The sequence below is a fragment of the Defluviitalea raffinosedens genome (assembly GCF_016908775.1).
GTDB classification, from domain to species: Bacteria; Bacillota; Clostridia; order Lachnospirales; family Defluviitaleaceae; genus Defluviitalea; species Defluviitalea raffinosedens.
In genome coordinates this window covers 51,911-66,155 of the sequence record NZ_JAFBEP010000001.1, presented here as the reverse complement: position 1 = coordinate 66,155, position 14,245 = coordinate 51,911, and the positions used below count along the sequence as shown (strand labels likewise).

Genomic DNA, 14,245 nt, shown 5'->3' with positions numbered 1-14,245 from the left:
ATTATTTTTTCTGATTGTATAAGAAGGAATATTATCACTCCCAATTCACTTTATATAGAGTATGTTATCTTTTTTATGAGATTTTATGTATTCACCATTAATTTTTAAGGACAGCTTAAATGCAATCAAAAGGTCTTTCTTTTTATTCAGTTTAGATGTAAAATCAAATGTATAATACATAGTGAATGAACGTATATGAAAGGTGATAGACTTGAAAGTACTTATAGTAGGCATAGGGAAGCTTGGATACAGACTGGCAGAATCCCTGATCAACGAAGATATTGATGTAACTTTAATGGATCAAAACCCAAAAGTGTTGGAGAGGATCAATGACTATTTAGATGTATTGACTATTAGAGCCAATGGTATTGAAATCGAAGTACTAAAAGAAATTAACATTAAATCCTATGATTTTCTAATAGCTACAACTTATAGTGATGAGACCAACGCCATGATTTGCAGCATAGCAAAAAAATTAGGTTGTAAAAAGACTATTGCAAGGATAAGAAATCCTGAATATACGAAGCAAATAGATTTTATTAAAGAAGAAATGGGCATTGATCATATTATCAATCCGGAACTGGCTACTTCCAATGAAATAGTGAGGTATCTTCTTAAAAGCTATAACTTTTATTCTGAAGATTTTGCTAAGGGAAAGGTTTCAATTCTGGATTTTAATATAAAAAACTTATCCGATTTTGTAGGAAAAAATATTGTTGAATTGGGTGACATGGAAGATTTACTGATTGCAGCCATAACTAGAAATGATGAGATTATTATTCCCCATGGATATACACAGCTTATTGAAAATGATATTATCCATGTTATTGGAAGCACTGAAAAAATTGATCGATTTGGTGAAAGATTTAATATCTACGCTGATAGAGGCAAAATTAAAAGAGTAATGATTTTAGGCGGAGGGAATATTGCATACTATTTGGCCCAGAAGCTTAAAGCTTTCAATATAAAGGTTAGTATCATTGAACAGGACAGAGAAAGGTGCAGGTACCTTTCTGAAAGATTAAGCGATGCCTTAATCATTAGAGGAGATGGAACAGATATTAATCTTTTGGAAGAAGAAGGATTAGAGTCCATGGATGCCTTTATCGGAGCAACTGGTTTTGACGAGCAAAATCTTCTGATGACCCTCATGGCCAATCAGGCTGGAGTAAATAAAACCATTGCTAAAATAAGCAGACCCAATTATATAAAAATCATTGACAATCTGGGGATAGATGTTGCCCTAAACCCAACCAATATTGCAGTCAGCAGTGTTCTTAAGTTTATAAGAGGCGGAAAAGTTGTATCGGTTTCACTTCTATTGGGAGGACAGGCGGAAGTTACTGAAGTTATTGCAATCAAAGGTTCTCGTATTGTTGGGAAACCTATTTCAGAGCTGGGATTGCCTAAAGGAATTATCATTGGTGCCATAGTGCATCAAGGGAAGGTAGCAATACCTAGTGGGAATACTGTAATAGAGCCTGATGATAGGTTGATTATTTTTTGTTTATCATCCAATGTGCCGGATTTAGAAATGTTCATTAAGCCAGCGAAGGGTGGACTATTCAAATGAACTATAGAATTATAGGAAAGACATTGGGGATCATACTGATGACAGAGGCTTTACTTATGATTCCATCTTTTCTTATATCAATATACCATAATCAAGAAGACAAATATCCTTTTCTTTTTTGTATTTTATTAACCGGTGCAGTTGGTTTTATTTTGTATAAGTTAAAAACTGAAAAAAAAGCAATCAGGATTAAAGAAGGATTGGCTATAGCATCTTTTGGATGGATTGCTCTTTCTATATTTGGTGCACTTCCTTTTGTATTTTCAGGGAGTATACCTTCTTATATAGATGCATTATTTGAGACAATTTCTGGCTTTACGACTACTGGAGCTACTTTAGTAAACAATGTTGAGGCTTTGCCCAAGGGGATTCTATTTTGGCGTTCTTTTACCCACTGGATTGGTGGGATGGGGATTTTAGTTTTTACAGTTGCATTTTTGCCTGTTGTAGGAGGCTTCCAAATGTTTAAAGCAGAAAGCCCGGGACCTACAGCAGACAGGTTTGTACCGAGAATAAAAGATACGGCAAAGATCTTGTATATCACTTATATTGCCCTTACACTCATGCAAATGGCTTTACTTTTATTAGGAGGGATGAGTCTTTTTGAATCAGCTGTTCATACCTTTGGAACCGTAGGAACTGGAGGGCTTTCAACCAGAAGCGCCAGCATAGGTGCTTTTAACAGTACTTATATTCATATGGTGATAGCTGTATTCATGGTATTGTCGGGGATAAATTTTTCGCTGTATTATGCCTTGCTGAAAAGAAAATGGAGAGATGTATTAAGAGACCAGGAACTTATCTTTTATTTGGCGATTATTTTCGTCTCAACTTTATTAATTGCATTTAATCTAAAATCTACTCTATATAGAAATTTTGGATTAGCCTTAAAAGATGCATTTTTCCAGGTAAGTTCTATTATTACCACTACGGGATATACTACGGTGGATTTTGATCTGTGGCCGTCTTTTAGCAAAGCGTTGTTATTCTTGCTTATGTTTGTTGGGGGCTGTGCTGGCTCTACTGCCGGTGGGGTAAAAGTCATTAGAATTTTAGTTTTATTCAAACTGATTAAAAAAGAAATTAAAAAGATTTTTCATCCCAGAGCCATCATTCCTATCAGAGCCGGTGAAGATAAGGTGATTCATAATGATACGATCACGGGAATTACCAGTTTTGTGGCTTTATATTTCTTCATCTTTATGCTATCAACAGTTCTTATTTCTCTTGAAGGAATTGATTTAGAAAGCACGATCACTGCCGTAGCTGCAACCCTTGGAAATATAGGTCCGGGCTTTGGACTCGTAGGTCCAGCAAGGTCATTCAGTCCGTTTAGTCCCCTGAGTAAAATACTCTTTTCAATCTTGATGCTGCTTGGAAGACTTGAACTGTTTACCATGGTAGCCCTGTTTGCGCCGAAGTCCTGGAGAAATGAAATATAAGTGAAAGAAAACATCCTCAGAGGATCTGAGGATGTTTTAATATTCTTCTTCATATTTGTCCCAATCTTTTAATACCCCTTGGTAATCTATGAGCTTCGTAATCTCTGCAAACACCAGATCATACAGAAGATCATAACCCTTTTCACTGAGATGCAGACCGTCATCTGCTAGCAATTCATAGTAATTTTCATGGCTTATTACCTGTTCAAAAAAGTCAATCAAGGGGCAGTGATATTCTTTGGCCAATGTTTTAACGATATACCCGTACTGCTTTAGCCGATTATTGGTTCGAACAGGCGCACATACTTCTTCCCGAACAGGGGGAGGCGTAATTAATACAGGAATAGGGATGCAGCCGTTTAATCCCGTACGGTTATTATGATTCTTGATTTTTACGATGATTTCTTTTAAATTATTTTCATATTCTTCGAGAGATCTGAATTGCTTTTCGTTCATAGCAGAGTCATTTGATCCGAACAGAATAAATACGATATTCGGATGAAAGGAAAGAACATTCTTTTCTAATCTCATTAAACCTTCTCTGGTGGTATCTCCCGAAGTGCCGCTATTGCATATATGCCATGAGATATTGGGAAAGTACTGGGGCATAAATTTTTCTAGCCTTTCAACATATCCAGCATTTCGTGGAACCCCATATCCATAAGTAAGACTGTCTCCAAAGCCGACGATAGTAGTTTTGATCATTTTTTCACCCTCCAATAATTCATCATGGCATGTTCAATTCATGGATATATTATATTCGAATCTTTAAAATTGTGCAATCAGGCTTTTAAGACAGAATCAAACTTAAAGCTTTTCAAGACAAGAAAAGAAGTCTGGGAAAGAAATGTTTACGCAGTCACTGTTATGGATCCTTGTTTCACCTTTTGCTCTTAAGGCAGCAATGGCAAGAGACATAGCAACCCTGTGGTCATGATAGCTTTCTACTTCTGAACCTCTTAAAGAATGACTTCCTTCTATAATCATTCCGTCATCTGTTTCTGTAATGGATGCTCCCATCTTCTTAAGTTCCGATACCATAGTTTGAATTCTGTTGGATTCTTTTACTTTTAATTCCTGTGCATCTTTTATAATGGTTGTACCTTGAGCATAACATGCAGCTGCAGCAATGACAGGAATTTCATCAATCAGTTTGGGAATTAAACTTCCTCCAATTTCTGTGCCATGAAGATCGGAAGAACGAACCAAAATGTCCGCTACCGGTTCACCGCATTGAGTGCGCTGATTAAGAAGTTCAATATCGGCGCCCATTTGCTTAAATACGGTAATAATTCCATCCCGAGTGGGATTAACACCGACATTTTTAATTAATAGCTCTGAATTTGGAAGGATCAGTGCAGCGGCAATAAAGTAGGCGGCTGAAGAGATGTCTCCGGGAACCTCTATGTATTGTCCGGTAAGCTTTTCTACCGGGGAACTTATGATGACATTGTCTTTTTGGACGATTTTTCCGCCAAAAAAATTTACCATAATCTCTGTATGATTTCTGGAAGGAGCAGGTTCTATAATTATAGTTTCTCCTTCAGCATATAAAGAAGCAAGGAGTATGGCAGATTTTACCTGAGCGCTGGCTACAGGAAGATTATAATGGATCCCTTTTAAGGGTTGGCCTTCAATATGCAGAGGGCAGTATTTGCCGCCTTCTTTTCCATCTATTTTGGCTCCCATTTCTCTTAGCGGCGCCACTATTCTCAGCATTGGCCTTTTTTGAATGGAAGCATCTCCTGTAAGCTCCGATGAGAAAGACTGAGCGGAGAGAATTCCTGACATAAGTCTTATCGTTGTGCCACTATTGCCCACATCTAAGGTCTTTGCTGGTGCCGCAAGTCCCAGAAGTCCTTTCCCGTGGATGGTGACCTTCTTGTCATTTACTTCAATAGGAATACCAAGTGTTCTAAAGCATTCAATGGTAGAAAGACAATCTGCGCCCATCAGAAATCCTGTAACTTCAGTTATGCCCTCAGCAATGGAACCAAGCATAACGGCTCTGTGAGAGATGGATTTATCTCCTGGAACAGTAATTTCTCCATTGATTCGATCCTTAGGATTGACGATCATAATGGGCCTCCTTTTTACTTTTTATAGATCACATAATTCATTTCCTGAAGTAGTCTAATGCTTTTCTCCTGACTTGTTTCATCGTCAAATATAATCTGGAGAACGCCATTTTCATATTCTCTGCTGTTGATGATGCCTATATTTTTAATATTGATACCATGATTGCTTAATAAAGTAGCGATGCTTGCAATGCTTCCCGGTTGGTCTATAATATCCACTATAATTTCGTAAGTTTTCATAAATGGTCCGGGACTTCTGTTGGAGAAGGTATCCCGATACTGTTTGGCGCTGTTAAAAAAGTTCCAGATATAATCATCTTCTTTGTTTCTGACAGCAGATGAGAATTGCATGAGGATTTCTATTAAGTAATCGATCACATATAAGATTTCTTTTTGGTTGGTCATGCAAATATTATGCCACATTTCAGGAGAAGAGGAAGCTATACGGGTAATGTCTTTAAATCCTCCGGCAGCCAATTTATGCATGTATTTGTCCTTGCCGTCCAAAGATTTTACCATGTTGACCAAAGCTGAAGCCAGAATATGTGGCACATGGCTTATGGATGCAGTTACTAAATCGTGATCCTGGGGAGAGAGAATAACCGGTATAGCTCCTATGGAAACAATGATGTTTTTTAATTGTTCCACTTTGTTCTCAGGGGTTGAAGGTTGGGGCGTAAGAATGTAATAGGCATTTTCAAACAAGTGTCCCTTAGAGGCACCATAACCGGCTTTTTCAGAGCCAGTCATAGGATGCCCTCCAATAAAGTGAATGTTCGTATTGTCCAGGATGACATTTAATTCATTTAAAATAACAGACTTTGTACTTCCCACATCTGTAAGGATACAGTCATCTTTTATAAAAGGAAGCAACTTTTTTACATAAGAGGAAATCTGCTTAACCGGTGTACATATAAATATGAGATCACAGTCAGAAAAATGTTCGTCTACAACTGTTGTAAAATCATTAATAACTTTTTCATCCAGTGCTTTTTTTAGGGCACTGTTTTCTATATCCATTGCAATGATATTATTGATGTTGCATTTTTGCTTCAGGGCTTTTGCCAAAGAGCCTCCAATCAGTCCAAGACCAATGATTCCAACCTTATTCATGGCCGTTAAAGCTTCTTCCTATAACCTCAGCAAGAGGTTTTAATTCGGAACATAATTTAAAGAAGTCATCGGGATTAAGGGATTGAGGCCCATCTGACAGAGCGCAGGAAGGATTGGGATGTACTTCGATCATAAGACCATCAGCCCCTGCAGCAACAGCAGCTTTTGCCAAAGAAGGAACGTAGGCACGAACTCCAGTAGCATGGCTTGGGTCTACGATGATTGGAAGATGGCTTTTTGATTTAATAACTGGTACGGCACTGATATCCAGTGTATTTCTTGTAGCAGTTTCATAAGTTCTGATGCCTCTTTCGCACAGTACAACATTGGTGTTTCCTTCACTCATGATATACTCTGCAGCGTTGAGCCATTCTTCAATAGTGGCGCAAAGACCTCTTTTTAACAGGACAGGGATATTCGTTTTGCCCACTTCTTTAAGCAGTTGGAAATTCTGCATATTTCTTGCGCCAATCTGCAACATATCCACATATTTGACAGCAGTTTCTACAGCCTGTATACTGGTTACTTCGCAAACGATAGCAAGACCGGTTTCTTCCCTTGCTTCAGCCATATATTTAAGGCCTTCTTCTTCAAGCCCTTGGAAAGCATAGGGAGATGTTCGGGGTTTATAAGCTCCGCCTCTTAAGATCTGTGCGCCTGCTTTTTTAACTGCATGGGCGGTTTCTAAGAGTTGCTCCTTGCTTTCAACTGCACAGGGACCAGCCATAATAACAATTTCATTTCCGCCAATTTCACAGTTACCAACTTTTATGACAGAAGAACCTACATGGAATTTCTTATTTGCCAATTTATATGATTCTGTTACGGGCACGAGTTTTTCTACTCCGGGCAACAGATCAAGGTTGATTTTACTTAATTTTGATTTGTCTCCTATAACACCGACGATTGTAATTTCAGAACCTTTTGATAGATGAGTTGTTAATCCACACTGTTCGATTGCCTGAACAACGTTTCTAATATTCTCCTCCGTAGCATCATGACGCATTACAACAATCATTTTAAAGCCTCCTTGTATAATTAAAAACATTTCTTATAAATACTAGAATGTTTTTAACATTTTACACTTATAAAGTATGTGTGTCAATTATGAGAGAATATAAAAAAATATGTACAATATTATTAGAAGCAAATACATAAAAATAAGATGAATGGAATAAAGGATTTGGATAAAAATATTAAAATCAAGAAGGAAATCTTGCTTTCGCGTAGAATATAATAAATATACTGAAAATGAAGTCTATTGTGAAGACTTTGTAAAAATATAACGGGGGAGGAAACTTCAATGAAAACCTATACCATGGATCAAATTCGAAATGTTGTACTTTTGGGTCACGGGGGATGTGGAAAGACTACTATAGCAGAAGCAATGTTATATGTTACAGGGCAAATTAAAAGACAGGGAAAAGTTGATGAAGGCAATACCGTAAGTGATTATGACCCTGAAGAAATAAGAAGAAAGTTTAGTATTAATACATCTATTATTCCTGTTGAGTGGAAAGATGCCAAAATTAATATTTTAGATACACCGGGATATTTTGATTTTGTAGGAGAAGTAAAGCAGGCAGTCCGTGCTGCAGATTCAGCCATTATCGTTGTGTCTGCCAAATCCGGCATAGAAGTAGGAACAGAGAAAGCTTGGGAATACGCAGAAGAAGCAAATCTTCCCAGAATGATTTTTGTGAATGCTATGGATGATGAACATGCTAATTTACCTAAAATATTGGAAGAGCTGAAAGAAAAATTTGGAAAATGTATCGCGCCCTTCCAGGTACCCTTTAAAGAAAATGAGCGATTTGCAGGCTTTGTAAATGTGGTTAAGATGGAAGGAAGAAGATTTGCCAATGGTACAGTTGTTCCTTGTGATATTCCTGAAGGCATGGAAGATGAAATTGATCCTGTCAGAAATATGATCCTGGAAGCAGTGGCAGAAACTTCAGAAGAATTGATGGAGAAATATTTTAATGAAGAAGAATTCACTTTGGAAGAAATCCAGGAAGCCCTGCATAAAGGAGTGTTGGATGGAAGCATCGTACCTGTATTATGTGGTACAGCACTGAACAATACAGGAATTCGTGTTCTGCTTAACTCGATCATTGAGTACATGCCAAATCCATCAGAAGTTCATGCTGTTCTAAAAGGAAAAAATCCAAAGACAGAAAAAGACGAAGAGAGAAAATGTGCTGTGGATGAACCAACTTCTGTATTCGTTTTCAAGACCATTGTAGACCCTTATATTGGAAGGCTCTCTATATTCAAAGTGTACTCAGGAAAACTGAAGGCAGATTCCGTTTTATATAATGGAAATAAAGACGTTGAAGAAAAAATCTCCCACATTTACGTACTTAAAGGTAAAGAGCAAATTGAAGTATCAGAGCTTAATTCAGGAGACATAGGGGCAGTTGCAAAACTTCATGATACGATGACAGGAGATACTTTATCCGATCCTAGTAAACCGATCATTTATCCTCCAATAGAGTTTCCTGAATCCCTCATGCAGATGGCTGTATTTCCGAAAGGAAAAGGTGACGAAGAAAAAATGTCTTCAGGGCTTCAGAGACTTATGGAAGAAGATCCGACTTTCCACATCTTCTTAGATAAAGAAACCCATGAAGAAATCATCTATGGTATAGGCGAACAGCATCTGGATGTGATTATTAACAAACTTAAATCTAAATTTAAGATAGAAGTTGAATTACTACCTCCTACTATTCCTTACAGAGAAACTATTAAAGGTAAAGTTAAAGTTCAAGGAAAACATAAAAAGCAGTCCGGTGGGCATGGTCAATACGGAGATGTTTGGATGGAGTTTGAGCCTTCAGGTAATCTGGAAGTTCCGTATATTTTTGAAGAAAAGATTTTTGGTGGAGCTGTTCCAAAGCAATATTTCCCCGCAGTAGAAAAAGGTCTTCAGGAAAGTGTTAAACATGGAGTACTGGCAGGATATCCAGTGGTTGGGCTAAAGGCTACTTTGGTTGATGGTTCTTATCACCCTGTAGATTCTTCCGAAATGGCATTCAAGATTGCTACTTCCATTGCTTTTAAAGAAGGGCTTTTAAAAGCTAAACCTGTGATTTTAGAGCCCATTGTAAAAGTTACTGTAACTGTTCCGGATGAATATACAGGGGACATTATGGGAGATCTTAATAAACGAAGAGGAAGAATCTTAGGGATGGCGCCAAAAGGCAAATATCAACAGATTGATGCAGAAGTGCCTATGGCCGAAATGTTTAAATATGCAACGGACCTTCGTTCCATGACCCAGGCAAGAGGAAGCTTCACCATGAAGTTTGACAGATACGAAGAAGCACCTCACGATGTACAGCAAAAGGTGATCGAAGCAAGAAAGAAAGAAGCTTAATATACCTTGCATTTTTCAATTCAATATGATACAATTGCCTCAAAAAATATCAGTAAAGACAATGAAAAGGATTAGTAGGTATTTCAGAGATTTTAGAGAGCTGTTGGGTGGTGCAAAACAGTATCGAGAAATACTGAACTCCCCTTGGAGTCTCCCGCTGAAATTGGAGTAGGTGGCGACGGTATCCCCGTTAAAGGAAAGATATGTATGTCAAATACATATCATAAGTGTATTCTCGTATAGAGAATAAACTAGAGTGGTACCGCGGAGTAACCTTTCGTCTCTAACTAAGACGAAAGGTTTTTTTAATTATATGCGAAAGTTTCGCAAGTGAAACTCTTTTAATTACATGCGAGAGTTTCGCAAGCAAATTCTTTTATTATGATGTTACATAATTTGCATTATTAGGAGGAATGGATTTTGAGTAACATACGCTACGATCATAAAGCTATTGAAAAAAAATGGCGTGAAAGATGGGAAAAGAATCCCATTAATCAAGATGGACCTGATAAGAAGAAATATTATTGCTTAGACATGTTTCCTTATCCTTCAGGAAACGGACTTCATGTAGGACACTGGAGAGGCTATGTGCTTAGTGATGTATGGAGTCGCTATAAAGTATTGCAAAATTACTATGTGCTTCATCCTATGGGCTGGGATGCTTTTGGGTTACCGGCAGAAAATGATGCCATCAAAAAAGGTATCCATCCTAAAGTAGGAACTGCCAGAAACATAGCGAACTTCAAAAGACAACTCCATGAAATCAGTGCTATTTATGATTGGGACAGAGAAGTGAACACAACAGATCCAGATTACTATAAATGGACCCAATGGATTTTTGTAAAAATGTTTGAAAAAGGGCTGGCTTATGAAAAGGAAATGCCAATTAACTGGTGCCCCAGTTGTAAAACAGGTCTTGCCAACGAAGAAGTTGTAGGCGGCACCTGTGAACGTTGCGGTTCTTTAGTCACTAAGAAGAATCTGCGTCAATGGATGTTAAAGATTACGGCTTATGCAGAAAGACTGCTCAATGATTTGCAGGACTTGGACTGGCCTGAGAAAGTAAAGAAAATGCAGACTGACTGGATTGGAAAAAGTTATGGCGCAGAGATTGATTTCAAAGTAGATGGTTTAGACAAACAGATTAAAGTCTTTACCACAAGACCGGATACACTCTATGGAGCGACATTTATGGTTTTAGCGCCTGAACATGAAAGTGTACCTGAAATCACCACTGAAGAGCAAAAGCAAGCAGTGGAAGAATATGTGTTCCAGGCTTCAACCAAATCTTCCGTAGACCGTATGGCGGACAAAGAGAAAACAGGAGTATTTACCGGAAGATATGCAATTAATCCTCTTAACGGGGCTAAAATTCCAATTTGGATTTCTGATTATGTATTAGCAGATTATGGTACAGGCGCAATTATGTGTGTACCCGCCCATGACGAAAGAGACTTTGCTTTTGCTAAGAAATTCAACCTTCCTATTATTCAGGTCATTAAAAAGGAAGGAGGAGAAGCCGTAGAACTTATAGAACCCTATACAGAAGATGGAGTGATGATTAATTCCGGAATATTTGACGGTATTTCTTCCAAAGAAGCTAAGGAAGTTATAGCAAATTACCTTCAGGAACATGGCATAGGCAAGAAAACAGTAAATTATAAATTAAGAGACTGGGTATTTTCAAGACAAAGATATTGGGGAGAACCTATTCCTATCGTTCATTGTGAAAAATGTGGTGCAGTAGCAGTACCCGAAGATCAGCTTCCAGTTACCCTTCCGGAAGTAGAATCCTATGAACCTACAGGAACAGGAGAATCACCATTGGCAGCGATTGAAGAATGGGTGAACACCACTTGTCCAAAATGCGGTGGCCCTGCTAAGAGAGAAACCAATACAATGCCTCAGTGGGCAGGTTCTTCATGGTATTTCTTAAGATATGCCGATCCTCATAATGATAAAGAATTGGTAAGTAAAGAAATGATGCAAAAATGGCTGCCTGTAGATATTTATGTAGGTGGTATCGAGCATGCGGTACTTCATCTTCTCTATGCACGATTCTATACAAAATTCTTATACGATATCGGTGTAGTAGATTTTGAAGAACCCTTTAAACGCCTGTTTAACCAGGGAATGATTACGAAAAATGGGGCGAAAATGAGTAAATCCAAAGGAAATGTCGTATCCCCGGATGAATTGGTAGAAAGATACGGTGCCGATTCTCTTCGTATGTATGAATTATTCGTAGGGCCTCCTGAATTGGATTCCGAATGGGATGACAGAGGAATTGACGGAGTATATCGTTTTATTAACAAAGTTTGGAAGCTGATTACAGAAAACAAAGATGCTTATGTAGAACCTACCAGAGAAATGGAAAGAACAAGACATAAACTGGTTTATGAAATTACAACCAGAATGGAAGACTTCCATCTGAATACCGTAGTCAGCGGATTTATGGAATATACCAATAAATTGGCAAATATCGCCAAAGCATCTAATGGACTGGATCAAGAAACTATAGAAACCCTCATCGTTTTACTGGCTCCATTTATTCCTCATGTTGCAGAAGAATTATGGGAGATGACCGGTCATACAGAATCTGTGTTTAAAGAAACATGGCCAACCTATGACGAACAAAAGATGAAAGAAGACACTATTGAAATTGCTGTTCAGGTGAATGGCAAATTAAGAAGCACCATCGAAGTGGATCTTAACGAATCCAAAGAATCGGTACTAGAAAAAGCAAAAGCTTTGGTAGAAGGCAAACTGGACGGCAAAAACATCGTAAAAGAAATCTATGTGCCAGGAAAGATTGTAAACTTAGTTGTAAAATAAAAGGGCTTTTGCATCAGCAAATGAAATTTGCTGGTGCAAGGCTCTTTTTTTAATGAAAAAACATTAAATTTAGTCTATACATATTTTACAATGATATTGCCCAAAATAATAAAGAAATCATTATTATGGAGGGACAATGATGAAAGTTAGAGATATAATGACTCAGAATATACTTGCTGTAGACGAAGAAGAATCTGTTTTAAAAGCTTCTCAGATTATGAGGGATGCTAACGTAGGTGCTGTTCCTGTACGTAGTGGAGATGAAATCGTCGGTATTATTACAGACCGAGATATCGTCCTTCGCAATGTTGCAGAAGGCCAGGATGTAAATAATACATTATGTAAAGATGTGATGACTGATAATGTGGTGACCTGTACTCCGGATATGGATGTAGACGAGGTAGCCCGTTTAATGGCAGAAAATCAAATCAGAAGAATTCCAGTAGTAGAAGATGGCAAAATTGTTGGAATGGTTTCTTTAGGGGACTTGGCAACACAAAGGCAGCTCCAGGATGAAGCCGAAGATGCCTTAAAAAACATTTCAACACCCAGTATGCCTGATTTTCAATAAATAAAAGGTATGGTGAACGCCATACCTTTTGTTATAAAGGAGACTAGCTATGGATGTGCGAAAAATAAACTGGTTTCTAATCCTGTTTACCATTATTGGCATACCCTTTCTATATTATCTCAGTGAAAACAGCGGTCTTTTGCCTGGAATGCTTATGAACAGTACGGTAGGTGGTATATTCAATCCTCCTCAAAAGGTAGTATATGACCTAAATATTCGTCTGGAAAATCATCTGATTAGCCGTATGAAGACCTATGAAGTTCGGGGTATAGAAAAGACTTTAGAAGATGCGGAATTTTACAGAGAAAAATTAGATATAAAGAATCCTGTTAAAGAAAATCCAACAGAGTATATCATCGAAGATGCTGAAAAACGGCTTATCGTTTCCAAAAATGAAGGCGTCATAAAATATAATAGGTTGAGAAAAAACGAAAATGTGGATGCTAAAATTTCAAAAGAAAAAGCCATAGAAGGCGTAATGGAATTTATAGAATCCTTAAATCTGGCTTGCCATCATCAAAAAAGCATTATAGAAGATATACCGGATCAAAATATGTATCACCTACGGTTTGTGAATACTTTAGAAGGGATTTTAAATTATGGCTATTGTACACAGGCAAATATAAGCTATAGCGGAGAAATATTAGAACTTCAGTGTTACCAGCTCATTTATAAATCCAATGAAACTGTGTCTGTTAAATCCATAAAAGAAGCTTATAATGAATTAGAAAAGGTACCGATTGACGGAGAGAATCTCATAGTAGATATTCGCCAGGCAGAACTGGTCTATACAAAATCCAAAGATCAAAACTTTCTTGTAGAACCAGCTTATCGCTTTTTTGGTGAAATCAATCAGGGAGGGACTTTCGAATATTTTATTCCTGCAGCTTACAGATAATATTTTAAATGTAAAATAATAGAAAAAAATTGAGGATTTTTCTTTTGGATATTGACAGGACTCCTATTTATGAATAATAATATAATAGTATTGTTTTAATCATTAATAGGAGGAGAATAGTAGTGTCAAAGAAAGAAACAGAATTTGATCGCTATGAGAGAATGAAGAGACTTCAGAAGGAAGCAGAGGCGCAGAAGAGAAAAGAAATGGAACTGGAAGCTGGAAGGAATAAAAAGAAGGGAAGAGTGAAGTTATCGAATAGTACTGCTCGAAAGAAAGATTGGACCAGAGACTACGAATCAGGATTCGATGAAGATGAATTTTATGAAGTATATTAACCAATTCAATAATCTTAT

General features: G+C 37.5%; 11 protein-coding genes and 1 other annotated feature. Of the genes, 7 read left to right on the top strand and 4 right to left on the bottom strand.

The features are described 5' to 3' along the window. The first annotated feature begins 211 nt into the window (after positions 1-211). Together trkA and JOD07_RS00320 are read left to right on the top strand one after the other, a co-directional pair. Positions 212-1,573 (top strand): Trk system potassium transporter TrkA, encoded by a 1,362-nt coding sequence (trkA, locus tag JOD07_RS00325; protein ID WP_204611576.1) that lies wholly within the window; start codon positions 212-214, stop codon positions 1,571-1,573. Continuing rightward, complete coding sequence (locus tag JOD07_RS00320) at positions 1,570-3,015, top strand: TrkH family potassium uptake protein (RefSeq protein ID WP_204611574.1); 1,446 nt, start codon at positions 1,570-1,572, stop codon at positions 3,013-3,015. The genes trkA and JOD07_RS00320 overlap by 4 nt, the downstream gene beginning before the upstream one ends. 36 nt (positions 3,016-3,051) lie before the next feature. Here JOD07_RS00320 and JOD07_RS00315 read toward each other — a convergent pair whose 3' ends face one another. The 4 genes from JOD07_RS00315 to aroF form a co-directional block, all read right to left on the bottom strand. Next, positions 3,052-3,720, bottom strand: a complete 669-nt coding sequence (locus tag JOD07_RS00315; protein WP_204611572.1) for an SGNH/GDSL hydrolase family protein — start codon at positions 3,718-3,720, stop codon at positions 3,052-3,054. 102 nt (positions 3,721-3,822) lie between these two features. Beyond that, positions 3,823-5,094, bottom strand: coding sequence for a 3-phosphoshikimate 1-carboxyvinyltransferase (gene aroA / locus JOD07_RS00310; protein ID WP_204611570.1), 1,272 nt, complete (start codon positions 5,092-5,094; stop codon positions 3,823-3,825). Between the two features lie 14 nt (positions 5,095-5,108). Then, the gene (locus JOD07_RS00305) at positions 5,109-6,206 is read right to left on the bottom strand and encodes a prephenate dehydrogenase (protein ID WP_204611568.1); all 1,098 of its coding nucleotides are present in this window, start codon (positions 6,204-6,206) and stop codon (positions 5,109-5,111) included. Next, complete coding sequence (gene aroF / locus JOD07_RS00300; RefSeq protein ID WP_158739681.1) at positions 6,199-7,224, bottom strand: 3-deoxy-7-phosphoheptulonate synthase; 1,026 nt, start codon at positions 7,222-7,224, stop codon at positions 6,199-6,201. Before aroF ends, JOD07_RS00305 begins: the two co-directional genes overlap by 8 nt. Before the next feature lie 285 nt (positions 7,225-7,509). On the opposite strand from aroF, the gene fusA reads away from it, so the two are divergent. The 5 genes from fusA to JOD07_RS00275 all read left to right on the top strand — a co-directional run bounded on the left by fusA (position 7,510) and on the right by JOD07_RS00275 (position 14,227). Further along, entirely contained in the window at positions 7,510-9,585 is a 2,076-nt protein-coding gene (gene fusA / locus JOD07_RS00295) for an elongation factor G (RefSeq protein WP_158739680.1), read from the top strand. A gap of 52 nt (positions 9,586-9,637) precedes the next feature. Continuing rightward, positions 9,638-9,873 (top strand) — a binding site (T-box leader). 141 nt (positions 9,874-10,014) lie between these two features. Next, positions 10,015-12,420, top strand: coding sequence for a leucine--tRNA ligase (gene leuS / locus JOD07_RS00290; RefSeq protein ID WP_158739917.1), 2,406 nt, complete (start codon positions 10,015-10,017; stop codon positions 12,418-12,420). Between the two features lie 139 nt (positions 12,421-12,559). Next, positions 12,560-12,991, top strand: a complete 432-nt coding sequence (locus JOD07_RS00285) for a CBS domain-containing protein (protein WP_158739679.1) — start codon at positions 12,560-12,562, stop codon at positions 12,989-12,991. A 49-nt stretch (positions 12,992-13,040) separates the two neighbouring features. Further along, positions 13,041-13,889 (top strand): hypothetical protein, encoded by an 849-nt coding sequence (locus JOD07_RS00280; protein WP_158739678.1) that lies wholly within the window; start codon positions 13,041-13,043, stop codon positions 13,887-13,889. Between the two features lie 122 nt (positions 13,890-14,011). Continuing rightward, positions 14,012-14,227, top strand: coding sequence for a hypothetical protein (locus JOD07_RS00275; RefSeq protein WP_158739677.1), 216 nt, complete (start codon positions 14,012-14,014; stop codon positions 14,225-14,227). The last annotated feature ends 18 nt before the right edge of the window (positions 14,228-14,245 follow it).

Excerpts from the sequence above, each read along its gene's own strand:
- JOD07_RS00320 (WP_204611574.1), top strand. The coding sequence starts at position 1,570 with ATGAACTATAGAATTATAGGAAAGACATTGGGGATCATACTGATGACA.
- JOD07_RS00315 (WP_204611572.1), bottom strand. The coding sequence starts at position 3,720 with ATGATCAAAACTACTATCGTCGGCTTTGGAGACAGTCTTACTTATGGA.
- aroA (WP_204611570.1), bottom strand. The coding sequence starts at position 5,094 with ATGATCGTCAATCCTAAGGATCGAATCAATGGAGAAATTACTGTTCCA.
- JOD07_RS00305 (WP_204611568.1), bottom strand. The coding sequence starts at position 6,206 with ATGAATAAGGTTGGAATCATTGGTCTTGGACTGATTGGAGGCTCTTTG.
- aroF (WP_158739681.1), bottom strand. The coding sequence starts at position 7,224 with ATGATTGTTGTAATGCGTCATGATGCTACGGAGGAGAATATTAGAAAC.
- fusA (WP_158739680.1), top strand. The coding sequence starts at position 7,510 with ATGAAAACCTATACCATGGATCAAATTCGAAATGTTGTACTTTTGGGT.
- JOD07_RS00285 (WP_158739679.1), top strand. The coding sequence starts at position 12,560 with ATGAAAGTTAGAGATATAATGACTCAGAATATACTTGCTGTAGACGAA.
- JOD07_RS00280 (WP_158739678.1), top strand. The coding sequence starts at position 13,041 with ATGGATGTGCGAAAAATAAACTGGTTTCTAATCCTGTTTACCATTATT.